Origin of the sequence: Streptomyces sp. NBC_00154, assembly GCF_026342835.1 — a bacterium.
In the GTDB taxonomy this organism is placed as follows: Bacteria; Actinomycetota; Actinomycetes; order Streptomycetales; family Streptomycetaceae; genus Streptomyces.
In genome coordinates, this window is record NZ_JAPEMI010000001.1 from 7,181,486 (window position 1) to 7,204,283 (window position 22,798).

18 protein-coding genes and 2 pseudogenes are annotated in these 22,798 nt (G+C 69.8%); 10 read left to right on the forward strand and 10 right to left on the reverse strand.

All coding sequences use genetic code 11. The annotated features are described in order from the left end of the window. The first annotated feature begins 392 nt into the window (after positions 1 to 392). The gene (locus OHA03_RS32135) at positions 393 to 1,037 is read left to right on the forward strand and encodes an L-threonylcarbamoyladenylate synthase (RefSeq protein ID WP_267007212.1); all 645 of its coding nucleotides are present in this window, start codon (positions 393 to 395) and stop codon (positions 1,035 to 1,037) included. 346 nt (positions 1,038 to 1,383) lie between these two features. Next, entirely contained in the window at positions 1,384 to 2,034 is a 651-nt protein-coding gene (locus tag OHA03_RS32140) for a carbonic anhydrase (protein ID WP_267007213.1), read from the forward strand. A 265-nt stretch (positions 2,035 to 2,299) separates the two neighbouring features. On the opposite strand, the gene OHA03_RS32145 is transcribed toward OHA03_RS32140, so the two are convergent. The 4 genes from OHA03_RS32145 to OHA03_RS32160 form a co-directional block, all read right to left on the reverse strand. Beyond that, positions 2,300 to 3,508, reverse strand: coding sequence for an ROK family transcriptional regulator (locus OHA03_RS32145; protein ID WP_267007214.1), 1,209 nt, complete (start codon positions 3,506 to 3,508; stop codon positions 2,300 to 2,302). Positions 3,509 to 3,786: 278 nt separating this feature from the next. Further along, positions 3,787 to 7,086 carry a PQQ-dependent sugar dehydrogenase gene (locus OHA03_RS32150; protein WP_267007215.1) on the reverse strand — a complete coding sequence of 1,100 codons (3,300 nt, stop codon included), beginning with the start codon at positions 7,084 to 7,086 and terminating at the stop codon, positions 3,787 to 3,789. Between the two features lie 84 nt (positions 7,087 to 7,170). Next, positions 7,171 to 8,139, reverse strand: coding sequence for a sugar phosphate isomerase/epimerase (locus OHA03_RS32155; protein ID WP_267007216.1), 969 nt, complete (start codon positions 8,137 to 8,139; stop codon positions 7,171 to 7,173). A gap of 232 nt (positions 8,140 to 8,371) precedes the next feature. Further along, positions 8,372 to 9,325 (reverse strand): hypothetical protein, encoded by a 954-nt coding sequence (locus tag OHA03_RS32160; RefSeq protein WP_267007217.1) that lies wholly within the window; start codon positions 9,323 to 9,325, stop codon positions 8,372 to 8,374. A gap of 609 nt (positions 9,326 to 9,934) precedes the next feature. On the opposite strand from OHA03_RS32160, the gene OHA03_RS32165 reads away from it, so the two are divergent. Further along, positions 9,935 to 10,534: an SMI1/KNR4 family protein gene (locus tag OHA03_RS32165; RefSeq protein WP_267007218.1), complete on the forward strand. Its 600-nt coding sequence runs from the start codon at positions 9,935 to 9,937 to the stop codon at positions 10,532 to 10,534. Positions 10,535 to 10,976: 442 nt separating this feature from the next. On the opposite strand, the gene OHA03_RS32170 is transcribed toward OHA03_RS32165, so the two are convergent. Together OHA03_RS32170 and OHA03_RS32175 are read right to left on the reverse strand one after the other, a co-directional pair. Beyond that, positions 10,977 to 11,855 (reverse strand): glycoside hydrolase domain-containing protein, encoded by an 879-nt coding sequence (locus tag OHA03_RS32170; RefSeq protein ID WP_323181342.1) that lies wholly within the window; start codon positions 11,853 to 11,855, stop codon positions 10,977 to 10,979. Then, positions 11,798 to 13,339 (reverse strand): annotated as a pseudogene (locus OHA03_RS32175) (GH92 family glycosyl hydrolase); the annotation flags it as partial. The pseudogene OHA03_RS32175 and the gene OHA03_RS32170, both read right to left, overlap by 58 nt. On the opposite strand from OHA03_RS32175, the gene OHA03_RS32180 reads away from it, so the two are divergent. Further along, positions 13,284 to 13,499, forward strand: a complete 216-nt coding sequence (locus OHA03_RS32180; RefSeq protein ID WP_267008288.1) for a hypothetical protein — start codon at positions 13,284 to 13,286, stop codon at positions 13,497 to 13,499. The pseudogene OHA03_RS32175 and the gene OHA03_RS32180 overlap by 56 nt on opposite strands. Positions 13,500 to 13,661: 162 nt before the next feature. Here the strand turns inward: OHA03_RS32180 and OHA03_RS32185 are convergent, their stop codons facing one another. Then, complete coding sequence (locus OHA03_RS32185; RefSeq protein ID WP_267007219.1) at positions 13,662 to 14,213, reverse strand: GNAT family N-acetyltransferase; 552 nt, start codon at positions 14,211 to 14,213, stop codon at positions 13,662 to 13,664. Between the two features lie 48 nt (positions 14,214 to 14,261). Here OHA03_RS32185 and OHA03_RS32190 point away from each other — a divergent pair, with 48 nt between their 5' ends. The 3 genes and pseudogenes from OHA03_RS32190 to OHA03_RS32200 form a co-directional block, all read left to right on the forward strand. Next, the gene (locus tag OHA03_RS32190; protein ID WP_267007220.1) at positions 14,262 to 14,882 is read left to right on the forward strand and encodes a TetR/AcrR family transcriptional regulator; all 621 of its coding nucleotides are present in this window, start codon (positions 14,262 to 14,264) and stop codon (positions 14,880 to 14,882) included. 85 nt (positions 14,883 to 14,967) lie between these two features. Beyond that, positions 14,968 to 15,144, forward strand: a complete 177-nt coding sequence (locus OHA03_RS32195) for a hypothetical protein (RefSeq protein ID WP_267007221.1) — start codon at positions 14,968 to 14,970, stop codon at positions 15,142 to 15,144. Between the two features lie 42 nt (positions 15,145 to 15,186). Further along, a pseudogene (locus tag OHA03_RS32200) lies at positions 15,187 to 15,618 on the forward strand (PP2C family protein-serine/threonine phosphatase); the annotation flags it as partial. A 529-nt stretch (positions 15,619 to 16,147) separates the two neighbouring features. On the opposite strand, the gene OHA03_RS32205 reads toward OHA03_RS32200, so the two are convergent. Continuing rightward, complete coding sequence (locus tag OHA03_RS32205; RefSeq protein WP_267007222.1) at positions 16,148 to 17,368, reverse strand: saccharopine dehydrogenase family protein; 1,221 nt, start codon at positions 17,366 to 17,368, stop codon at positions 16,148 to 16,150. Between the two features lie 137 nt (positions 17,369 to 17,505). Here OHA03_RS32205 and OHA03_RS32210 point away from each other — a divergent pair, with 137 nt between their 5' ends. Next, positions 17,506 to 18,219 carry a TetR/AcrR family transcriptional regulator gene (locus OHA03_RS32210; RefSeq protein ID WP_030979718.1) on the forward strand — a complete coding sequence of 238 codons (714 nt, stop codon included), beginning with the start codon at positions 17,506 to 17,508 and terminating at the stop codon, positions 18,217 to 18,219. A gap of 182 nt (positions 18,220 to 18,401) precedes the next feature. On the opposite strand, the gene OHA03_RS32215 is transcribed toward OHA03_RS32210, so the two are convergent. Further along, positions 18,402 to 20,852, reverse strand: coding sequence for a SpoIIE family protein phosphatase (locus tag OHA03_RS32215; protein ID WP_267007223.1), 2,451 nt, complete (start codon positions 20,850 to 20,852; stop codon positions 18,402 to 18,404). Between the two features lie 544 nt (positions 20,853 to 21,396). Between OHA03_RS32215 and OHA03_RS32220 the strand changes: the two genes are divergently transcribed. Next, positions 21,397 to 22,119: a DUF4232 domain-containing protein gene (locus OHA03_RS32220; RefSeq protein ID WP_267007224.1), complete on the forward strand. Its 723-nt coding sequence runs from the start codon at positions 21,397 to 21,399 to the stop codon at positions 22,117 to 22,119. Between the two features lie 38 nt (positions 22,120 to 22,157). On the opposite strand, the gene OHA03_RS47870 is transcribed toward OHA03_RS32220, so the two are convergent. Next, entirely contained in the window at positions 22,158 to 22,322 is a 165-nt protein-coding gene (locus OHA03_RS47870) for a hypothetical protein (protein ID WP_323181279.1), read from the reverse strand. Between OHA03_RS47870 and OHA03_RS32225 the strand changes: the two genes are divergently transcribed. Continuing rightward, complete coding sequence (locus OHA03_RS32225; protein ID WP_323181280.1) at positions 22,321 to 22,785, forward strand: class F sortase; 465 nt, start codon at positions 22,321 to 22,323, stop codon at positions 22,783 to 22,785. The two genes, OHA03_RS47870 and OHA03_RS32225, sit on opposite strands and share 2 nt — an antisense overlap. Positions 22,786 to 22,798: the final 13 nt, after the last annotated feature.

A 22,798-nucleotide genomic window follows, 5' to 3' on the forward strand; every position in this document is an offset into this window, starting at 1 on the left:
GCCTTCCCGTCCGAGGAGACCCATGTCTCCGTCCCGTCCGACCACGAGTGGACCGAGTTGGACGGCGGGCCGTGGACACCGCGCGCGTCTGCTTTGCGGCTGGGGTCAGAGTCAGAACTCCGGGACCTGACCGGTCAGTTTGTGCACGGTGAGAGTTCTGGCGTCCGCCCCTGTAAGGCCGGCGAGCAGAGCACCGGCAGCGTTGCCGTGTTGGGGACACAGTCATGCCGGGTCCGGAGGCCAGCGGCCCTCTTGCCGGACCGCGACGAAGACGACGGGTGAGGGCGTCGGCAAGCCGGTCGTAGGTGGTCCTTGCTCTGGCCGCCGAGTCGGTAGCCTGCCGGAGTGAGCGAGCAGGTGCGGGCTGAACGCCCGGGGGATGGAGGACGGTAATGGCCCGTCGTTATGACTGCTCCACGGTGTCCGGGCGTTCTTCCGGGCTCCGCGAGGCAGCTTCGGCGGTACGCCGGGGCGAGCTGGTGGTGCTGCCGACGGACACCGTGTACGGGATCGGTGCCGATGCCTTCAACCGTGGGGCGGTGAACAGTCTTCTGGAGGCCAAGGGCCGGGACCGTGCCATGCCCTCGCCGGTACTGGTCGCCTACCCGGACGCCTTGCACGACCTGGTCACCGATTTCTCCGAGCAGGGCCGGGCGCTGGTGGAGGCGTTCTGGCCGGGCGGGCTGACCCTGGTCGCCCGCCACCAGCCGTCGCTGGACTGGGACCTGGGTGAAACCCACGGCACGGTGGCGGTCCGGATGCCGTCACACCCGGCCGCCCTTGACCTGCTCGCCCAGACCGGTCCGATGGCGGTTTCCAGCGCCAACCTGACGGGACAGCCATCCCCGCAGGACTGCTATGCCGCCCAGGGCATGCTCGGCGACTCGGTCGCCGTCTACCTGGACGGAGGGCCCACCGAGGCCGCTGTTGCCTCCTCGATCGTGGATATCACCGGCGCGGTCCCCGTCCTGAAGCGCGCGGGCGCGATCAGCACCGTGCGCCTGCGCAAGGTGGTACCCGACCTGCAGGAACCATGACCCGAGCCCGCGGCGACGGCACAGGCCCGGCGCAACCGGCCCTCGATGGGGCCACCCGTTCGGCGGGCGTCGTGATCGCAATGGTGTCGTTGCGGACAGTGTGGCGGTGCACGGTGAAAAACGCGCCTGCCGGCAGCGCGCCAGACGCTGCGCAGGTGCCCTGTGGCGAGCCGCCTACCGGGCTGAACGGTTCGCCGCGCTTTGAGGCTCCGGCTGGAAGCTGCTGCCGCCCGGCGTCCAGGGATGCCCGCCGACACGGGGCATTCCGTCCCGGTTTGCCGCATCCGCTCCTCCTTTGGTGGACCTCGACGCCGTGGTGAGCGGGGCTTGGACGTAGCCTGGGATCATGACTGACGCCCTGCCGCTGACTCCATCCGAAGCCGTTGAGCTGCTGCTGGCCGGCAATCAGCGCTTCGTCGCCGGCACCCCGCAGCACCCGAACCAGGACGCCGCACGCCGTGCGGAGACCGCACCCGGACAGCGCCCGTTCGCCGTGCTCTTCGGCTGCTCCGACTCACGCCTCGCCGCCGAGATCATCTTCGACCGGGGCTTGGGTGACCTGTTCGTCGTCCGCACTGCAGGCCATGTGGCGGGGCCGGAGGTGTTGGGCAGCATCGAATACGGCGTGAGCGTGTTGGACTGCCCGCTGGTCGTGGTGCTGGGCCACGACTCATGCGGCGCGGTCGCGGCCACCCGTGCCGCCCTGACCGACGGCGTCGCCGCCACCGGGTACGTGCGCGACGTCATCGAACGCGTCACGCCTAGCGTCCTGGCCGCCCGCGCCGCCGGGCTCACCCAGGACGATGAAATCATTGCCGAGCACATACGGCACAGCGTCGACCTCCTCTTGGACCGCTCCCGGGTGCTCGCCGACCAGGTCGCCGCCGGCCGGACGGCCGTGGTGGGCCTGTCCTACCGACTGGCCGACGGCAGTGCCCGACTCATCACGGCCCGCGGCCTGCGCGCCGAAGCGGCCGCCCCAGGCCCGGGCGCCTGAACGGCGGCTGCACAGGCGGACGGCGGCGAAAGCGTTGACACGCTGGGCGGCGGTGATGGCTGCAGTGGCGCGCGTGGACTGAGCGTGGCCAAGGCGGCGGGGGAGACACAGCTCGTGCGCAGGGCGAGCTCGACGAGACCGTCGCGCGACGTTGACCCCGAGCGGAAGCCCGGACGCTCTGACAAGCGCCGCGGCAGACTCCTTCGCGCCGCGTGCGGCACCCACGGCGGATGCGAGGTTCTGGGCCGCAGTGCTCGAGAGTGCTCTATGCGGGGGCCGCTCCTCTCCCGACGTCCCCTGCCACCGACGCCTCACCGTACGCGAGTTCGCTCGCCAGCAGCGCGGCGCCCACGACCCCCGCGCGGGGGCCGAGTTCGGACATGACGATCGGCAGATTGCCAGTGGCGAGGGGAAGTGAGCGTTTGTACACGACGCTGCGGATCTCGGCGAGCAGGGGATAGCCGAGTCCGGTCAGACCGCCGCCGATCACGATCATCGACGGGTTCATGAAGCTGACCAGCGTGGCGAGGACCTGCCCGACCCGGTGGCCGCCGGCCCGGACCAGGTTGACGCTCGTGCTGTCGCCGCCGTCCGCGCACTCCGCGACATCCAGGGCGGTCAAAACCCCCCGCTCGGCGAGCCGTTGGGCAAGGGCGGGCGACTGGCCGGACTTAGCGGCCTGCGTGGCGTCCCTGGACAGCGCCACCCCGCCGAAGTACGCCTCCAGGCAGCCGGTGTTCCCGCAGGAGCAGACAGGCCCGTCCGCCTCCGCCTCGACCTGGACGTGCCCGATGTCACCGGCGCACCCCTCTGCGCCCCGGTAGATACGGCCGTGGTGCTGCATGCCGGAGCCGATACCGCTGCCGATCTTCACGAAGAGCAGATGGTCGACGCTCCTCGCGACCCCGCTGTGTTGCTCTCCGAGGGACATCACGTTGACGTCGTTGTCGACCACGACGGGGCAGCCATGCGCGCGGGCGAGGGTGTCGCGTACCGGAAAGCGGTTCCAGCCCACCATGATCGGCGGCGAGACGGGTATGCCCTCCCGGAAGCTGACCGGGCCCGGCAGGCCGATGCCGATTGCGTCGAGCCGCGTGTAGTGCCCCTGGTCGGCCATCGCGCGCAGGAGTTCGGTGACGCGCCCGAGCACGGCGACCGGTCCGGAGCGGATGTCTGCCGGCTCGGAGCAGGAGGCCACCGGCGTGAGCGCGCCGTCGGTGATCTCGATGTCGACGGAGCTGGCGCCCAGATCGACGGCGGCGAACCGCACACCGGGGTCGAGCTGGACGAGGGTGGAGCGCCGCCCGCCGCGCGACGCGGCGGGGCCTGCCTCACGGACCCGCCCGGCGGCGACCATGCGGTCGAGTTCGCCGAGCAGCCGCGGGCGCGGAACCTCCAGCCGGTCTGCGAGTTGGGCGCGGGACAGCGGGCCGTTGTCACGCAGTAGACTCAACACGCGGTACTGGATGTTCACGGACTCACTTCCTCTGGACGCCCTTGGACAGCTTTCGGGAGTTGTCGCGGGGGTGGTACGGGGCCGGGCACCGTATCGCCCGGCATGGCTCGTCCTCGCGGGGCCGCAGGGGCGCGGGCGGCTTCCGGCAACTTTTTCACAGAACGCCGAAAGTTGCTGCATTGTTGACGGAACTCCCCCGGCGGGGACCCCACAGCCCGGAAGCGGGCCCACGTCACAGAGTCCGGGCACAGAACTGCCCCGCCGGTGACAGCGGGGCAGCTCCGTCCGTCCCGGCGTCAGCCGGTGGCGCCTCCCTTCAGCGCCCGCGCGCTCCGTGCCAGGGCCGCGCCCGCCGCGCTGTCCGGCACCAGGGCGGTGTCGGACGCGTAGACGGCGAACGATTCCAGCACGGCTGTGGCCTGACTGGTGCGGCCCGCGTCGGCGTGCGCCTCGGCCTGGTTGAGCCGTACAGTCAGCCGCTGCTGTCCCTGTGCCGTGATCAGGCCGTCGGCCCGCAGCTGGGTGATCAGCGCGCGGATGTCCGCGTAGGAGGTACGGGTCGTGAAGGCCACCGTCTTCGTGATGGTGTTGCCGGCCTTGTCCCTGGCCTTGACCGTGAGGTCATGGTTCCCGAGCGGCAACCGCCACAGTTCCAGCGCCTGGCCGGAGGTGACGGCCTTGCCGTCCAGCGTGGCCGTCGCGGTGGCCCCGCCGGAGACCGTGTCCTGTGCCGAGAAGACCGGCGTCGGGCGCTGGGAGTCCCCGTAGACACCGTCGGCGTCGAGACCGTTCACCGCCACCGTGGGACCGGTGCGGTCGATCCGTACGGTGAGCGAACCCACCTCGGAGACGTTGCCGCCGTTGTCGGTCGCCCGGTAACGGACGGTCGTGGCACCCTCATTGGACAGGGTGACGGTCGCGTTCGCCGACTGCCACGTCGTTCCACCGTCGACCGAGTACTGACGGCTGGCGACCGTCCCGTTGTCGGTCGCCGAGACCGCGAGTGACACGTTGCTGGTGTACCAGCCGTCGTCACCGTTGGGCCGGGGCGGGTTGAGCGTGGCGGTGACCTTGGGCGCCGTCTTGTCCGCGACGCCCGCGCCCTGGAAGGTCAGCGAGTCCAGCTCGACACCGCCGGAGCTGGTGACGAAGACCTCACCGCTCCCCGAAGGGGCGTTCGGAAGCGCGGTGGTGACGGACTGCCAGTCCTCATCGGCCGGAACCGACACGGTGGCGAACGGCTCGGCGTCGGCCGCGCCCCAGCGCAGCGCCAGGGTGCCGGCGCCACTGGCACGGGTCTTCACCCCGGTGATCCCGGCGAACGACACCGGGTCGTACGCGATCCAGTCACCCGCGTCGAAGGAGGTCACCTTGCGCTGTCCGGACGCCGTGGTGTCGTCCGTGATCGTGACACCCTCCGCCGAGTCGTAGTGCTCGGCCTGCATGAGAGCCGGGTTGAGCACCACCTGGGCGTCACCGGTCGCCGGCGGAACGCCGCCCGCGCCCTTGTCGGTGTAGGTGATCCCAAGGACGCCGAAGACGTTCTCAGTGTCACCGTGTCCCGCGTCGGTCGGGGTCGCGACGCCGCCCGTGCAGCCGGTGCCGCTGTTGACCGGGTGTCCGTGCTGATTGTGCCCGAGACCGAAGGTCCAGGCGGCCTTGGCACAGTCCGGCGTGGTGCCGTCCTCCGGGTCCTCGACGGCTATGCCGTACGGCACGGCGTCGCCCCAGTTGAAGAACCCGCCGTCCGGCGGCGAGGTGATCCGTACCGTCGGCGCCGTGTTGCCCACGGTGATCTGACGGCTCGACAGGCCGAACTTGCCCTGTGGGTCGGAGACCTTCAGCCGGGCCTGGAACTGCCCGTTCTCCGGATACGTACGGCTGGCCGTGGGCCCGGTGGCGTCGAAGGTGCCGTCACCGTCGAGGTCCCACTGGTAGGTGAGGTCGCCGTTCTCCGGGTCACTGGAGCCGGTGGCGCTGAACGAGACCTCCAGCGGGGCCTGCCCGGACGTCTTGCCGGCCTTGATCACGGCGGTGGGTGCCTTGTTGCCCTCGGCGTAGTCGATCCGGTAGAGACCCGCATCGGGATTCTGCCGGAAGAAGCCGTCGCCGTAGTCGAGGACGTAGAGCGCGCCGTCCGGGCCGAACTCCAGGTCCATCGGGTTGTCCCACGGTGGGATGCCGTTCTGAGAACGTTCGCTGTTGGGCAGGACGTTCTCCAGCTTGCTCACGGGACCGTCCGGCCCGTCGAGGGTGAACGCCGCGACGTAGTCCTGGGAGAACTCCGCGAAGAACGCCTTGCCGTCCCAGTACTCGGGGAACTTGCCCGGTGAGGGGTTGTCCGCGTCGTAGTGGTAGACCGGACCGCCCATCGGGGCCTGGCCGCCGGGACCGCCGGGACCGCGGAAGGCGGTCAGCTCGGGCCACGGCTGGTCGGTGTCCCGGTCGCCGTACCAGAGCGTGGCCGGCACAGGCGCGGGCAGCTCGGTCAGGCCGGTGTTCCAGCGGGAGTCGTTGACCGGTGCCGCGCAGTCGAAGGCGGGGCCGGGTGTGAGGGTGGCGAAGTCGAAGTCCCGGTAGGGCTTGCTGTTGTCACCCGTGCAGAACGGCCAGCCGCTGTTCATGGCCTTGGTCGTGGTCTGCCACTCGACGTATCCCATCGGCCCGCGGTTCGGGTCGGCGGTACCGGCGTCGGGGCCGTAGTCGCCCCACATCACGGCGTCGGTCTCGCGGTCCACAGCCAGCCGGAAGGGATTGCGCAGGCCCATCACGAAGATCTCGGGACGGGTCTTGGCCGTGCCAGGCTTGAAGAGGTTCCCCTCCGGGATGGTGTAACTGCCGTCCTCCTGGACATCGATCCGAAGGATCTTGCCCCGCAGGTCGTTGGTGTTGCCCGAGCCGCGGCGCTCGTCGAGACCCGGGTTGTAGCCGGCGGCGTCGTTGATCGGTGTGTAGCCGTTGACGTTCGGGCCCGACGCCGGGGTGTTGCCGCCGGTCGCGAGGTAGAGGTTCCCCTCCCCGTCGAAGTCCACGTCACCGGCGACATGGCAGCACTGGCCGCGGTTGGTGTCGACCCGGATGATTTCCTGCGCGGTGGAGAGGTCGAGCTTGTCGCCGGTCCACTTGAAGCGGGTCAGGGTGTCGTACCCCTCCCACTGCTTCCAGTACGAGTCGTTCTGCCCAGCGGGCAGTTGGAGCGGGGCGGAGCCGGCCGGGGTGTTCAGCGGCGGAGAATAGTACAGGTAGACCCACTTGTTGGTGGCGAAGTCCGGGTCGAGCGTGACTGTCTGCAGCCCCATCTCGGAGTTCTGGTACACGTCGACGTGGTTGACGACCTTCGTGACACCGGTGCCGGGGTGGGTGAGCCGTACGTCGCCGTTGCGGGCGGTGTGCAGGACGCGGTTGTCGGGCAGTACGGCGAGGTCGATCGGCTCGCCGGTGTCCTTCGTCAGAGTGACTTTCTCGTAGTTCGACCAGTCCAGGGCGTGTTCGTGGTCCGGGTGCGCCTGCGCGGCGGGCGCGAGGGCCACACCGCCCAACGCGGGCAGTCCCACGAGCAGGACCCCCGTGATCAGGCGTCTCAGGGTGCGGTGCACGATGATGCATCTCCTCGATCGCTGGCGGTAGGGAGCGGACACGGAGGCGCCCCGCGCTGAGGCGCCTCTCTTCTACGGGGCCTCTCAGCCAAGGAGTCCCTTGAGCGCCGTGAAGCTGCGCTCCGCCGCGCCGAGCGAACCGGGCGGATTGGGCTGGGTGTTGGGTGCGGTGTCCTGCTCCCAGATGCCGACATGCGAGGCGCGCGGCCCGATGTCGCGGACGAACCTCTCGTACGGAAGGTCGCCGGCACCGAACTCGACTATGTCGAAACCGTTGGCGTTCGCCGCGTTGGCGTCGCCGTCCTTCATGTGGAACAGCGGGTAGCGGTAGGGCTGGTTGCGCACGTACGCGGCGGGGTCGAATCCGGGCCAGCGGTACTGGCCCACGTACGCCCAGTAGATGTCCAGCTCCAGATAGACATGGCGCGGGTCGGTGTTCTTGAGGAACACGTCGTACAGCCGGACCGAAGGCTGGTCGGTGGCGAACGCGAACTCGCCCGCGTGGTTGTGCTGGTAGAGCTTCAGGCCACGCGCGGACGCCGCGGCGCCCCAGGCGTTGAACTCGTCGGCGGCGGCGCGGTAGCCCGCGACGGTGTTGACGTTCGAGGGCGCGTTGGCGGTGCCCACGTGCGGCATCCCGAGGATCTGGGCGGCGTCCAGCTCGGCCTGGAGGTTGGTGCGCAGATTACCGATGCCGACGTGGCTGCCGACGGCGCGCAGTCCGTGGTCGTCGAGCAGCTTACGGATCTCCGGGAGAGTGATCTGCCGGCCCAGGATGGAGGTGGACTGGGTGTATCCGGCGAACTTGATCTCCTTGTAGCCGATCCGGGCCAGTTCAGGGAGGACGACAGCGAAGCCGAGTGCACTGACCTTGTCGCGGATGCTGTACAGCTGGATGCCGATGCGGTCCTTGGGGATGGACAGACTGCTCGGCGCGGCGGCGGCCGAGGTCGCCGCGGCCCCGGTGACGGAGGCGGCGGCGATGGCCACGGTGGTGCCGGCGGTGGCGCGCAGGAAGTCCCTGCGGTCGAAGGACTTGTGAATATGACTCACGGTCACTCCTGAGGAATGAGGAGAAGAGGGTACAGATCGAGGCGCGCGGCAGGGGCGCTGCTCTGCGGTGCGCGCCGCGACGGCGGATCACGGGCTCCGGAACACAGCGGAACGAGCGTGGGTGGGTGACGGCGGGAGGAGAACCGCGGCGCTGTGCGGAGGTACGGCGACGGGGGCGGCCGTCGTCACCTGCCGGTGTCCCCGCGTGTGCCGCCGCCTGTCCCGCTCGGCGTCAGAGGCGGGACTTGCCCGCCCCGTGGGCGTCGGCCCGTGCCGCGGCGGCGCGGGCGGCGGCCTTCTGGGCGAGGTCGGCACCACGGTCCTGCGGCGCCGCCTCCTCGGCCGAGCGGGAGGACGCCGGGCCGGCGGTGGCGGTCTCTCCGGTGACGGTGCCACGGACGCGCGCCAACTCGCCTACGACCAGGACGGGATCGTTGCCGGTCGCGGTGAGCCCGCCGCGCACGATTGCGTTGTCGAGTACGGCCTTCGCGGTGTTGTCGGTGACCGCCAGGTTGCCGCCGAAGTACGAGGCACCCGCGCAGGATCCGATCAGACTCTCGCCGCCGAGCTGGAGGTTGTCGGCGTTGCCCGCGTACTTCGCGGCGCCGTACACCTCGCTGGCGCAGAACACGCCGCCGAGGGTGTTCCCGTTGACGGTGATCGCGCCCTTGACGGTGGTGTCGTACACGTCGCTGTACTGGTTGGCGTCACCCGTCAGCGAGCCGCTGAGGGTGCTGCCGGAGACGTACAGCTCGCCGGCCTCGGTGCTGACGCTCCCGCCGAGCGTCGAGTCGACCACGTAGACGAATCCCTGGGTGGCGTCGACCTCCTTGAGGTTGCTCTTCTCCAGGTGCGCGCCGAAAGCGGAATTGGTGCTCAGCGCACCCTTGACGGTGGTGTCGGTGAGGTCGAGATAGGCGTTCTCCTCGACGGTGACCGCACCGTTGAAGGTGGCGCCCGCCGCCACGAGGTCGGCTCCGGCCTCGACCGTCACCGTGCCCTTGACTTTCGTGCCGGTGAGGGTGCAGGACTTCCCGGCGGGGACGACCAGGTCGTTGCTGACGGTCACGGCCCCGCCGTCACCGACACAGGTGGTGTAGAGCGAGGCCTGGGCGGAGTTGGAGAAAGCCACCAGGCTCCCGGATGCCACCAGTGAGGCCGTGGCGATGAACGTAAGAATCTTCATGTCGCTTCCCTTCCGCTGCGGTCACGGCAGAGTCGGTGACCCGGCCGGCTTCCCCCGTGTTTCGACGGGGTGCTGAAACGGTGCGTGAGCGACGACCGCTGTGACAGCGATCGCGCGGTGCCTCGTGACGGGCGGTGGCCCGGCCATGGGGGAGAGACGTGCAAAGACTCGTGAGGTGAAGAACGTTCGAGGGAACGTCGATCGGCTGCGGTGTTACCGGGACGAAACGCATGTCTCGGTGGGCCGAGAGATTAGGGCGCCGCGTGGGGGACTGTCCAGAGGTTCGGTACGAATCTCTGGAACTTTCTAATGATTCATCAAAAGGTGTGAGGTGCTGGTGAAAAGGAAGGCGGAACGTCCAGGGCGTCGGGGCAACGGCGTAAATGTGTCGCCGATTTTGCAATCGCGAAGGAGGCGAGGGCAAACGGCACGGCGGAAGTAACGTGCCTCGGTGGTCGCCGAGTTGAGGCGTCGGGGGAAGTGCGACAGGGTCTGCTCGGTCGCTGCGGCCGGGCAGTCGCAGCAGGGAGAAATCGCCGGCGCGGCGCGTTATGCGCTCCGCTCGCGTCCACGCTCCCGCGGCCGAGTTCTCTCGTAAGGTGACCGCGCATGAGCGCAGAAGAGACGGCGCTGGTCTGGGGGCGGTTCAAGGCGGAACTCGCGCGTGTGGCACCGCTGTCCCACAGCATGCTCCGCCCGCCCGCGTCAGAGGAGGAGATCGTGTCCGCCGAGGAGGAGCTGGGCGTGGCCTTCCCGGCAGGGGTGCGCGCGCTGTACCTCCGTCATGACGGAGTGCGCGAGCCGGAGCACTTTGCCGACTATCCGCACGACGTTCCACCGGATCCGGCCGACCCCTTCTGGCGCTACCAGAACGCCGTGTGCTTCCTGCCCGGCAACCTCGCCTGGCTCTCCCTGGAGCGGGCCGTCGAGCTGGGCGAGCACGTGAGCTTGTACGCGGATCCTGACGACCCGCGTCGCCGCGTGCCGTTCTTGTCGAAGGTGGCCGACTCCGACATGTCCGGGATGTGGGTAGACGCGCAAGGGGAGATGGGAACCTGGACGGACGCGGGCACTCTGGATCCGTCCGGGTGTACGGTCACCGAGTATCTAGCTGATGGCGCACGGGCGTTGGCGACCGGGACGGCCTGCCGGGTGACGGAGGGCGAGGCGCCGTTCTCTCTCCCTCCGGTGACGGTCTGGGCTGGGTGAGCACGGATGAGCCTGACGTCGTCGAGGTCTGTCTCCAGGACGGGTGGCGGGCCGTGTGAACGGTGCCTCGCAGGGGGTGTGGGCCCGGAGGTTCTGGGACCCATACCTGCTGATCACTGCTTACGGCTCACGCGTCACGGTTCAGGGCCGCTGAGCGCATCTGATCACATCGGCGGTGCTGTCGCAGTCCTGGAACCCGTGGATATCGACCCAGTAGCCGTCCTTGTCCAACACACGGAACGTGGAGGCGAATCCGCCGAAGCCGGCCATGGACTGGGAGTTCTGGTTGAGTGATGACGCGCCCGGAGCTGAGCCCCTGGCTCCGTAACGAGAAGGGCCTCTACGACGGCCTCGTCGCCGTCCCGGTGGTCAGACCCGGCCGCGACGTCGTCATTCCACCCGGGTGCGGCCCTCCTCGCGGGAGGGACCGCACCCCAAAACCTCAGCCCTGGGCGGCCATGGCGGGCGGGGCGGCGTTGACGCCCCAGCTCGTCGGCTTGTCGGAGAGCTTGATCTTGATCGTGCCGGAGCGGAGCAGGTCCTTGTGGGAGAGCCAGCTCTGGCGCAGCTTGCCCTTGTTCGTGTCCGCGGAAGACACGTACTGGAGCTTCGACGCGTCGGCGCCCGGAGCCTCGACGCTGATCTTGCGTCCGTGCTCAGGCCGGATCTCGACCTTCTCGAACATAGGCGCGGTGACTACGTAGTTGGCGGAGCCCGGCTGAGCCTCGAAGATGCCGGCCATGGCGAAGACGAGCAGCGACGAGGTGGCGCCGAGGTCGTCGTTGCCGGGCATGCCGTACACGTTGTCGGTGAAGAGCGTCCGCAGTGCGCGCAGCACGGCGGAGGTCTTCCACGGCGCGCCGGTCCACGTGTACATCCATGGCGTGTGGAAGTCGGGCTCGTTGTTGGGATTGAAGGCGAAGTTGTTGTGGTAGTCGTACGCGCCGGTCACCCACGACTCCGAAGCGGCCTTCGCCGGGTCGGTGAGCACGGTCGGCATGTCGAAGAACTTGTCGAGCCGCTGCTCGGCCTTCGCCTGGCCGCCCATGAGTCCGAAGAGGGTCTGCGGGTCCTGCTGGGCAAGCCATTCGTACTGCCATGCGGTGCCCTCGTGGAACGCGCCGGCCTGGGCCGGGTCGGGGTCGCCTGCGACAGTGCCGTCCGCGTTCTTCGCGACGGGGAACCCTGAGAAGCCCTGCGACGTGACGTTGGGTCCCAGAGCTTGGTGAAGTTGTCGCAGCGCGAGGCAAGCGTCGCGGCCTTCTCCTGATAGCCGAGGCCGCCGGCCATCGTGGACAGCGCGCAGTCGGCGAGCGAGTATTCGAGCGTGGCCGAGCCTGCCTGGCGACTGTCGCCGTACTTGTAACCGGGCAGGTTCTGGTAGCCGACCCAGCCGTTCTTGACGTACGTCGGGTTGCCGTCACGCCCGCGGAAGATCGACTGGTCCGCGGGGACCTCATTGACGTTCTTCCAGAGCGCGTCGAAGAGCTGGCGCGAGGTGCGGTCGTCGAGCAGGCCGCGGTTGTAGATGTCGACGATCCACGGGGTGATGGGATCACCGCTCATCACGTTGGTCTCGCCGTTGCCGAGCCCCCAGCGCGGCAGCCAGCCACCTTCCTGGTAGATGTGCAGCACGGACTTGGCCATGTCCGCGGCCTTGTCCGGGTGCAGCAGGGCCACCAGCTGGTTCTGCGAGCGGTAGGTGTCCCAGAGCGAGAACATCTGGTAATACGTGGAATCCGCGCGGTGCACCTGGTCGTCGAAGCCGCGGTAGCGGTTGTCGACATCGGACCCGATCGACGGGTGCAGCAGCGAGTGGTAGAGCGCGCTGTAGTACGTGCGCTGGTCGGCGGTGCTGCCGCCGGCCACGCGCATGCGGTTCAGTTCGCCCTGCCAGGCGTCGTGCGCGCCGGTGCGGGCCTTGTCGAACGACTTCGGCTGCTCGGCCCTTCGGTTGAGCCGCGCGCCGTCGACCGAGGTGTAGGACAGGCCCACCGAAGTGCCGATCTGGTCGCCCTTGGCCGGGTCGAACGTCACCCAGGCGCCGGCGCGCTTGGCGCCGCGCGATGCTTCGCGCTGGTCCGGGGTGAGGATGCCGTCGGTCCAGGTTCCGAAGTTCGAGAACTTCCGGTCGAATTTGGCGCTGAAGAATATTCGGTAGCGCTCCTTGCCGGTCTCACCGCAGAAGTTGCCCCCCTGGACCCAGCCTTCCACGGTGTCGTTGCCGACCACCTTGACGTCGCCGGCGTAGGTGCTGCCGTTGCTCTCGCCGACCTCGATGAGCACGTTCTCGGGGCCCGATCCGGCGGGGTACGTGTAGCGGTGTTGGCCGGTCCGCTGCGTTGCGGTGAGCTCGGCCTGGATGCCGTTGTCGAACTTCACGCCGTAGTAGCCCGGCGCGCGGGTTTCGTTGTCATGGCTGAACTTCGCACCGGACTGCGCCGGGTCGGACGACGTGACCGCACCGGTGGTCGGCATGAACCGGAAGTTGCCCATCGTCTGGCAGCCGACACCCGAGAGGTGCGTGTGGCTGAAGCCGAGGATGGTGTCCTGCTTGTAGTCGTAGGAAGCGTACTTGTTCAGCTGCGTATCAGGGCTCAGCTGCACCATGCTGAACGGCGCGGCGGCGCCCGGGAAGGTGGTCCCGTCACCGTTGTTGCCGATCGACGTGTCGACCAGCGTGGTGGGGTCATCGGCGAACTTCGGTCCCTGGCCCTTGGCGTTTGCGACGCCGGAGGTGACGGAAGCCGTGGCCACGCTGGTGGCTATGAACAAGGCGGTGAACACGCGTTTCAACGCTCGCATCGCGATCCTCTCGTACGACAACGTTGTCAATTTCGAGCTCGACGATCTTTGCCCTTCCGGCACTGTTCCGTCAATCCACCGTTGCTCACGGCCGGTTGGCCGTGGTGTCGGTGCCGGCAGGGAAGCACGCGAGGGCGTACGCGCGGTCGGGTTGGCATGAGTGAGGTGGGGCGGCCGGCCCGCGGCGAGGGCAGCGACCCTGTCCACGACATCCGCCTGCGCACGCCTCCTGCGCCGGGAACCCGGCGCAGGACCTGCTGCAACTGCTCGCTGGGAGGCGGCGCCCACGGCCACCGCCGTGGGCGCGTGGCGGGGATTCCGTTCACGAGTGATGGTTTCGCCATTCGGGGGCGAGGATCGCCCACATCTGCTTGTCGTGACGGGTGCCGTCGTAGGGCCAGTACTCGCGTCGTACGCCTTCGAGCGTCATGCCGAGCCGCCGGGCCACCGCGGAGCTGCGCTCGTTGTCGGCTCGGCAGTGCCACTCGGCGCGATGCATCCCCCGGGATGCGAACGCCCACTCCAGCAGCGCGCGGCACGCCTCTGTGACCAGGCCGTGCCCCTCGGCGGCCGGCTCCAGCCAGCAGCCGATCTCGCAGGAACCGAAGCCGGCGTCGAAGTCCACGAACATCACGCCGCCGACCAGAGTTCCGTCGAGCCATATACCGAAGAGGCGGCCGCCGTCCGCGGCCTGACGCTCGGCGTACCGGCGCAGTGTGGCCCGCGCCCCGTCGAGGTCATCGGTGACGAACCCCGGCCCGACCCACGGCCGGATGTGCTCGCGGGCCCGGTCCAGGTTGGCTGCGAACTCCTCGGCATGCCATATCTCCAGCGGGCGGAGGCAGGCGTTGTCCCGCAATGAAAGGGAGAACATGATGACCTCATTCACATAACAAGCGTTACGGTTATGTACCGTAGCAGCATGTCACGCACCAAGGGGAACCACGAGGCTCGTCGACGCGACGTCTCCGAGGCGGTCTGGCGGGTGTTGGTCGCGCACGGCTTCGGCGGATTGACCATGCGAGCCGTCGCCGCCGAGCTCGACGCCACCACCGGCCTGCTCACCCACTACTTCCCCACCAAACGCGACCTGGTTGCGTACGCCCTCGACCTGCTCGAACGGCGAAGTGCCTCACGCCCCCGGCGCGCAGCCGGCACAGGCCTGCCCGCCGTGAGGGCCGCGCTGCTGGACGTCCTGCCGCTGACTGACGAGGCCACTGACAGCAACCGGATCTGGGTGTCTTCCTGGGACGCCGCGCTCGCCAACCCCGAGTTGAGCGGCGATTACGCCCGCAAGTACGCGCAGAGCCGCGACAAGCTGTGCGACCTGGTTGCCGCAGCCCAACAGCTCGGCGAACTGCCCGACGGCGACCCGGCCCGCATCGCGGCCGGCGCCCAGTCCTTCGTGCTCGGTCTGGCGGTGCAGGCGCTGTTCGACCCCTCGGCGTTCCCACCCCACCGTCAGGCCGAGCTCCTTGACGACTACCTGGCCACGTTGACCTTTCCGCCCTCATCCCGTGGCCATCAGGTGGCCTCGTCCTGACAACCACGCAGCTCGGAAGAGTTGTCGGGACTCGCGCGGTGGTCGGCAGCGCGCACCATTCATCGCGCCCCTCGGCATGCTGTACGTGGCCCGCACCACCGCCCTGCTGAGCTCCGACGGCACGACCTACCCCGACCTCGGCGACCGTGACACCCACAACACCGGGTTCGACCGGCTCGGTCAGGGGCGGCCGCTCGGGCTGCCCGGCGCGGTCTGGATCACCATCGTGCCGGCCGCCCTTGTCACCGTGCTGCTGCGCTGAACACCCTTCGGGCGCTGCCTGTACGCAAGCGGCGACAACGAGCGACAGCTGGTCAACCTGGACCCGGGCCGCTTCGTCAGCTGCCTGTACGCCCAGCTCGACCTCGCACACCGCCGGGCCCTCCTGGCCACCGCAGGCCACCCCCCACCGATCCTGCGTCACCCGGACGGGCACGCGGAGGTCCTCCACGTACCGCCGGGGGTGTTGCTCGGTATCGACCCCGACGCCGACTATCCCACCACCGAAATCCCGCTGGCCCCCGGCAGCGTCCTCGCCCTGTACACCGACGGACTCATCGAGACCCCCGAGGTTGACCTGGACGACGCCATGGCCGGGCTCGCCACCCAGCTCGCCCACACCCCGCCCCAGCCCATGGACCAACTCGCCACGCACCTCATCGACCACGCACGGCGGACCGCCCCCCGGACGGACGACATCGCGCTGCTGCTCATCAGGCTTGCCACCGCGGGGTAGGGCGCGTAGCCGCGGGTCGTGCGGTGCGCGGTGGTGGCACACCGCGCTTCTGCACAGCGGCTGTGGCCCGAAGCGCTCCGGGTTCAGCACAGTGGGACAACTGTCGGCTAGTTCTTGTCCGCCACCTCACGGCTCAGGCGCAGCTGCTCTGAGCTCAGCGTCGCCCAGCCGACGGTTACCCCTCCGCCGGGCGGTCGGACGTCCGTTGGGGCGCCGCCGCGAGAATCCCACCTGTGCAGCATGCCCGGGTTGAGGCTGAGTTCCTCGGCGACCTCCGTCACGCAATCCTTGTCCGACCAGCGGGGACAACCCCCGAGAACACTGTGTCCACAAGCTCCCGCGCGGCTCGGCGCCGTCGAAGAGATGCCGGTCCCACGAGCTGTCGAAGCGCACCCTCGCAGGCCAGGCACTTCGGTGCTCCTGGCCGACACCGGTAACTGGCAGTACCCCGAGAGCGGCGAAGGGATCGGAGGTCCGACACTCGCTCTCACCGGGAACGAGGTCGGATTCCCCGGTGAGCCCAGGACGGTCACTGCTCCCGCATGCCCCACGGAGAGCCGTACGCGCTGAGCAGGTCCAGGAAGGGGCGGGCGGGGAAGGCCTCCGGGCCGAGGACTCCCGAGCCGGACCACGCGCCCGTGGCCAGGAGTTCGAGTGCGACGACCGGGTTGACGGCCGTCTGCCACACCACCGCCTGGGAGCCGTACTCGGCCATCGACCACTGGTTGTCGACCACGTGGTAGAGGTAGACCTCGCGCGGCGCACCGTCCTTGGTACCGCGCACCCAGGTGCCCGCGCAGGTCTTGCCGTGCATGCGCTCGCCCAGCGTCGCCGGGTCCGGCAGACAGGCGGCCACGACGTCGCGGGGCGACACACCCACCGGGCCCGCAGCACTCGGCACGGTCACCGGGTCGGTGCGGTCCAGACCCAGGAGGTGCAGCGTCCTGAGGGTCTGGATGAACTCCTCGCCCAGGCCGTACTTGAAGGTCACGCGCCGTGCGTCGATCCAACGGGGGACAAGCAGCACCTCCTCGTGCTCCACGTTCACGCACTCGACCGGGCCGATGCCCTCGGGGAAGTCGAACACCTCCGGCTCGCTGAAGGGCGCGGTGGTGAACCAGCCGCGGTCCGCCTCGTAGACGACCGGCGGATTGAGGCACTCCTCGATGGTGGTCCAGATGCTGAAGGAAGGCGCGAACTCGTAGCCGTCGACGGTGAGGTTGGCGCCGTCGCGGATGCCGATCTCGTCGATCTCGTCGAAGAGTTCGTCGGCTGCGTACCGTGCGAAGACATCGGACAGCCCCGGCTCCACACCCATACCGACGAGGGCCAGCGCGCCCGCCTTCTCCCAGTCGGCGGCCTGCGCGAACTGCGTGTCGCCGAGCATGACCCCGCACTCCTCGTACGGCCGATCGGAGTGCGGGCGCGACAGAGACATCGCCATGTCGAGGTAGGTTGCGCCGGCCGTGAGCGCTGCCTGGAAGAGGGGCATCACGAACCGCGGGTCGGTGGCATTGAGCAGGACGTCGCACCCGTGCCGCGTCAGCAGCGCCGTCACTGCCGCCTGATCGGACGCGTCGACGTGCTCGGCGCGGAAGCGGCCGGCGGCACCCGCGAGGGCAGCGACCGCCGCCTCGGCCCGGCTCAGGTCGTAGTCGGCCACGACCATCTCGTCGAAGAACGGGCGCCGGGCCGCGATCCGGGTGATCGCGGTGCCCACACCGCCGGCTCCCACAAGCAGAACACGCATGACACGGACTTCCTCTCTGGAGACGGGGCGTGACCGCGCGGACCGGAGGTGCGGGCGCCCCTGCCGGGAGATCCAACGCCGCGTGCTCCGATAAGGTCAATGGTGTTGGCATAAGGGCCGGGGGTGAGGAGGCGGCGGTGGCGAAAGCTGTGGTGCCTGAAGAGAAACGGCGGCGCCGCCGTCCCACCAGGAGCGGCACAGTGCTGTCCGAGCAACTGATTCTCGAGACCGCCCTGCGGATGCTGCGTGAACACGGCAGCGCGGGACTCACCGCCCGCCGTCTCGGCCTGGCCCTGGACGCCGACCCCAGCACCCTCTACCGGTACTTCCGCGGCATGGACGATCTGACCCTGGCCATCGGCGACGCCCTCATCGGGCAGGCCCTGCAGGGCTGGCGGCCCACGGGGGAGTGGCGGTCGGATCTGCGCGGCCTCGGGTTGCGCATCCACGCCGTGTACGTCGGGCATCCGCAGGCGGCACTGCTGACAGCGAACCGGGTCACCGGCCGGGCCCACGAACTGGCGGCCGACGAGGCCATCCTTGACGTACTTCGCACGGCAGGGTTTCCCTTGCCGGACACGGTACGGATCTACCAGGCCTTCATCGACCAGACCCTGGCCTTCGCCGCGCTCGACGCCGCCTCGCTGGCTCTGCCACGCGAAAGTCTCAGAGCCGACGAGGACATGTGGCGCTCGACGTACGCCCGCCTGCCGCGCACCACACACCCCCGGATCGCCGAGGCGGCACCCCTCCTGGCGACCCGCATGGTCGACAGTGCCTATCCCACCGCCCTGGAGATGCTGCTGGACGGCGCCGCAGCGCAGTGGGAGGCGCTGCGCGCCCGGCGATAGAGGATCGTCCGGGGCCGTTGCGGGGCGGACCCGTCCGGTACGGGGACCGGTCCGGTACGACCCATCCCGAGAGCTCCGTGGCACCCCCAGGCCCCGACCGTGCGGCCCAACTGCCGTGCCGGAGATTCGGGTTGAATGAGTGACGGGTCCGGTCCGTGGACGGTCCGGATCCTGGTGGTGGATCACATCGCGTGGGGCGGCGCGAGTTCGGTCCAGATGGTCTTGCCGTTCGGCGTGTAACGGGTGCCCCAGCGTTGGGTGAGCTGGGCGACGAGGAACAGGCCGCGGCCGCCCTCGTCGTCCGCTCCGGCGCCACGCAGACGAGGAGAAGTGCTGCTGCTGTCGGAGACCTCGCAGATGAGGTTGGTGTTGCGGATCAGCCGGAGCCGGATCGGCGGGAGGCCGTAGCGGATGGCGTTGGTTACCAGTTCGCTGACCACCAGTTCGGCGATGAACGAGATCTCTTCCAGACCCCACTCGGTCAGCTTCCGCACGGCCAGGGACCGGGCATCCACGACGACCGCCGGGTCGGCGGCCAGGTCCCAGGTGGCGACGCGATCTGCACCCAGGGCGTGGGTGCGGGCGACCAGGAGCGCGACGTCGTCCGGTGGCCGGAGGGGGAGCAGGGTGGCGGCCACCTGGTCGCAGATCTGCTCGAGCGGGCGGTCGGGGTGGGACAGGCTGCGCCGCAGTGCCTGAAGTCCGACGTCGATGTCGGGGTCCCGTCCCAGGAGGAGTCCGTTGGTGAAGAGGGCGAGCACCGTTCCGTCCGCGAGATCCAGCTCGGCGGTCTCGAAGGGCAGGCCGCCCAGGCCCAGCGGCGGGCCTGCGGGCAGGCGCGGGAACTCGACGGTGCCGTCGGGGTGCACCACCGCGGGCGGGTAGTGGCCGGCGGAGGCAAGCGTGCAGCGTCGCTCGACCGGGTCGTAGACCGCGTACAGGCAGGTGGTCCCGGTGACCGTGCCGCCGGTCCGCGAGGAGCCGCAGGAACCGTCCTCCTCGGCGAGCCGGACCACCAGGTCGTCGAGGTGCGTGAGCAGCTCGTCCGGGGGTACGTCGAGGTCGGCGAGGGTGTTCACGGCGGTACGCAGCCGCCCCATGGTGGCGGAGGCGTGTATGCCGTGTCCGGGGACGTCGCCGACGACCAGGGCGACTCGGGCGCCGGAGAGCGGGATCACATCGAACCAGTCGCCTCCTACGTCGCTCTCCGCGCCGGCGGGTCGGTAGTGTGCGGCGACCTCGACGGCGTGGAGCTCGGGCAGCTCGCTGGGGAGCAGTCTGCGCTGCAGGGCCAGGGAGGCGGCGCTTTCGCGGGTGTAGCGGCGGGCGTTGTCGATGCACACGGCGGCCCGGGAGGCCAGTTCTGCGGAGAGGGTGAGGTCCTCGTCGTCGAACGGGTCCGGTTGCTGCCACCGGTAGAAGCTGGCCACGCCCATCAGGACGTTGCGGGCGGCCAGCGGTACCACCATCAGGGAGTGCGCGCCGGCGGCTCGGATTCCCACGATTCGCCGGGCATCGTCCCGCAACCAGTCGGCGGCGAAGTCAAGTCTGGCGACGAGGCGGGCTTCGAGGTCGGCCATGCAACGGGCCTGCGGTGAAGAGGAGGAAAACCGGCTCAGCTCGCCGACCGCGTACGCCGCCCGGGAATGCCCGCGCCATGTGGACCGAAATGCCGCACGGCGCAGCGTGACGCTGTCTTCGACCGGACCCGGCCGGGGCGCCTCGCCCTCCACGACGGCGTCCAGCAGATCGACGCTGACGGTGTCGGCCAACCGGGGGACGGCCACCTCGGCCAGTTCCTGCGCGGTCCGCATGACGTCCAGGGTGGTGCCGATGCGCAGACTGGCTTCGTTGAGCAGAGCTCTCCGTTCCTGGGCCCGGTAACTGGCGGTGACGTCGATGACCGCGTGGCACAGCCCGAGGACGGCTCCGGCCGGGTCCTGGAGCCGGAAGGTACTGGTGGACCACACATGCTCGTGTTCCGGGTCGGCCACGGTGCGCCCGCGGTGCACAAAGTCCATGGTCGGGACGCCGGTGTCCAGGACCTGCTGCATCTGCGCCTCGATGGCCTCGGCGCTCAACCCCGGCAGCGCAGCCCCGATCCGCTTGCCCAGCCGTTGCTCGGTCGGTATGCCGGTCATGCGTTCCAGGGCCACATTGCGCCGTACGCAGCGCAGTTCGGTATCGGTGACCAGCAGGCCGACGGGCGACTGGGAGAAGAGTCCTTCCATGACCGCCCGGTCGCCCTCCCAGCGGCGCATCTGGGATGCCTCGACGGCCAGCACCACCCAGTGCGGTGCGGTCCCGGGGCTTTCGGGGCCGGTCGAGGGGTACGCCCACAGGACCAGCTCCAGCAGTCGGCCGTCCTCGCAGCGCACGGTCACGACCGCGGAACGTACCTCCGGTGCCCCTCGCAGTGCGATCCGTGCCGCGGCGGCTGCGGCCGGCTCGGGCCGGGCGAGCAGTTCGATGGCGGGCCGGCCCAGGACCTGGGCCGCCGGATGGCCCAGCAGCTGTTCGGCAGCCGGGCTCCATCGGACAACGACACCTCGGGAATCCAGCACAGCGGTCGCCGCCACCTCGGCGCCAACGGCCGCATCACTCCCCAGGCCGCCTCCGGTATCCCGTGCCATCCGCGCCGTCCCACAACTTCCGATCATGGCCGCAGCCCTCCTCGGCAGCGTATTCCCGATCCGATGGAAGCGCTCTGTACGGGCTGTGCCGAGAGTGCACAGCCGGTGTGCGCGCGGCTGCGCATCGACAGCGCTCGGCGCCCTGGTCGAGCGCCGAATGATCACTGGTGGCCGTAGTCGCCCCCAGAGGGCTACGGGGGTGACCGGGCGTGGGGCCGGCGGGTGTCGGTCACCGAATCCACCCGTCGGCCCACTGAGCGGACGGTGCACAGCCCACTCCGCCACGGAGCGCCCCATGTGCGAGCGCAGGTCCCGATCTCGGCCGGTGCGCGGCCGACGTGCCTCTGCCGTGGTACGTCCGCACTGCCGCCCGGCTGCGAGCCGCACCCGGGCACCCGGACCAAGTCCCGCTGCGGCGCTCAGGTTTTGACGTTTCTTTACAACCCGGTGCGGTGCCACGTCGTCTCTGTTCACGAATCCCGGATCGGCCGGCCCGGTGTCCGCCCATGAGGCCGGCGGCCGCCGTGAGGAGAGGGAGCAGGACATGCGAAAGGGACCACTCGCCGCCGGTGCGGCGGTCGCAGCCGTCGCCGTGTTCACCGTCGTCCCCGCGACGGCGGCCATGCCCGCACAAGAGGCATCCAGCACCCCGATGTGCGCGACCTCGCAGTTGACGGGCTCGCTCGGCGCCGGCGACGCCGGCGCGGGGAACCTCTACCGCTACCTGGTGCTGACCAACCACAGTTCGACAACCTGCCACCTCACCGGTTTCCCCGGTGTGTCGCTGTTGGACGCCTCCGGCCGGCAGATCGGTCCGGCCGCGACCCGCGAGCACACGTCGTACGAGCCGGTGGTACTGAAGCCGGGCGGCTCGGCCAGCGACACCATCCACACCGTCAACCGCCAGGGCACCTGCCTGCCCTCCTCCACCCAGGTGCGGGTCTACCCACCCGGCAACACCGCGTCACTGGTCCTTGTCGGCGAGATCGCCAACTGCCACAGCGTGCTGAGTGTCACGCCGCTCGCCGCGGGCACCGGCGGCAACCCGGCGGGTTCCTTGCCGAGCAGTGGCGGCACCGGCGGATCAGGGTCCGGCGGGCAGGTCACCGCCGTGCCCAGCGGCGCACCGGACACCGGGATGGCCGCCACCTCCCCCGACGGGGCCCATCCGGGCCGGGCCCTGGGTGCAGGAGCGGGCGGAGTGCTGGCACTCGGCGGTGCCGGTTTCGCGGTCGCGCTGCGGCGCCGGGCGTGGGTCCGGGGCTGAGCGTTGAGCGCCTTCGCCCCGCCCGCGCATCGGCTCCGTCACCGTACGGCGAACGCGATCGCGCTCACTTCGGCGGTTCTCACACTCATCTGCGGCTGCACGCCGACTGCGCCCGCCCACGAGCCGTCCTCCAGCGGTGCCGTGTCCTCCGCGCCGCCCGGCACCGCCGCCGCGGCGCCGCAGCCGGCCGCGGTCCGCGCCATGGCGCGCTCACTGCCCGAGCGGCTGCGCATTCCGGTGATCGGCGTCGACACCGCCGTGATGTCCCTGGGGCTGCTCGCCGGCGGTGAGGTGGCCGTGCCGCCGATCGCCGCGCACGCACCCGCGGGCTGGTACGACGGCTCGCCGACGCCCGGCCAGACGGGGCCGTCGGTGATCCTCGGCCACGTCACCGTCGGCAGGTACGGGGACGGGGTCTTCAAGCAGCTGCCCCGGTTACGTGCGGGCGACCGGGTGTCGGTCACCCGCAAGGACGGCTCGGTGGCGACGTTCGCCGTGGACTCGGTGCAGACGGTGGCCAAAACAAGATTCCCGACACAGCGTGTGTACGGGATCGTCGACCACCCGGCGCTGCGTCTCATCACCTGCGGCGGCACCCGGGTCGGCGCAGCCGGCGGCTACTCGGACAACGTCATTGTCTACGCCTCGCTGGTCGCCGGGTCGTGAGCGGGGAGCAGGC

What these genes read in the sequence shown, in the direction of transcription:
- OHA03_RS32215 (WP_267007223.1), bottom strand. Translation starts at nt 20,852, where the DNA reads ATGGCACGGGATACCGGAGGCGGCCTGGGGAGTGATGCGGCCGTTGGC.
- OHA03_RS32185 (WP_267007219.1), bottom strand. Translation starts at nt 14,213, where the DNA reads ATGTTCTCCCTTTCATTGCGGGACAACGCCTGCCTCCGCCCGCTGGAG.
- OHA03_RS32140 (WP_267007213.1), top strand. Translation starts at nt 1,384, where the DNA reads ATGACTGACGCCCTGCCGCTGACTCCATCCGAAGCCGTTGAGCTGCTG.
- OHA03_RS32165 (WP_267007218.1), top strand. Translation starts at nt 9,935, where the DNA reads ATGAGCGCAGAAGAGACGGCGCTGGTCTGGGGGCGGTTCAAGGCGGAA.
- OHA03_RS32225 (WP_323181280.1), top strand. Translation starts at nt 22,321, where the DNA reads ATGGCGCGCTCACTGCCCGAGCGGCTGCGCATTCCGGTGATCGGCGTC.
- OHA03_RS32220 (WP_267007224.1), top strand. Translation starts at nt 21,397, where the DNA reads ATGCGAAAGGGACCACTCGCCGCCGGTGCGGCGGTCGCAGCCGTCGCC.
- OHA03_RS32205 (WP_267007222.1), bottom strand. Translation starts at nt 17,368, where the DNA reads ATGCGTGTTCTGCTTGTGGGAGCCGGCGGTGTGGGCACCGCGATCACC.
- OHA03_RS32190 (WP_267007220.1), top strand. Translation starts at nt 14,262, where the DNA reads ATGTCACGCACCAAGGGGAACCACGAGGCTCGTCGACGCGACGTCTCC.
- OHA03_RS32160 (WP_267007217.1), bottom strand. Translation starts at nt 9,325, where the DNA reads ATGAAGATTCTTACGTTCATCGCCACGGCCTCACTGGTGGCATCCGGG.
- OHA03_RS47870 (WP_323181279.1), bottom strand. Translation starts at nt 22,322, where the DNA reads ATGGCGCGGACCGCGGCCGGCTGCGGCGCCGCGGCGGCGGTGCCGGGC.
- OHA03_RS32135 (WP_267007212.1), top strand. Translation starts at nt 393, where the DNA reads ATGGCCCGTCGTTATGACTGCTCCACGGTGTCCGGGCGTTCTTCCGGG.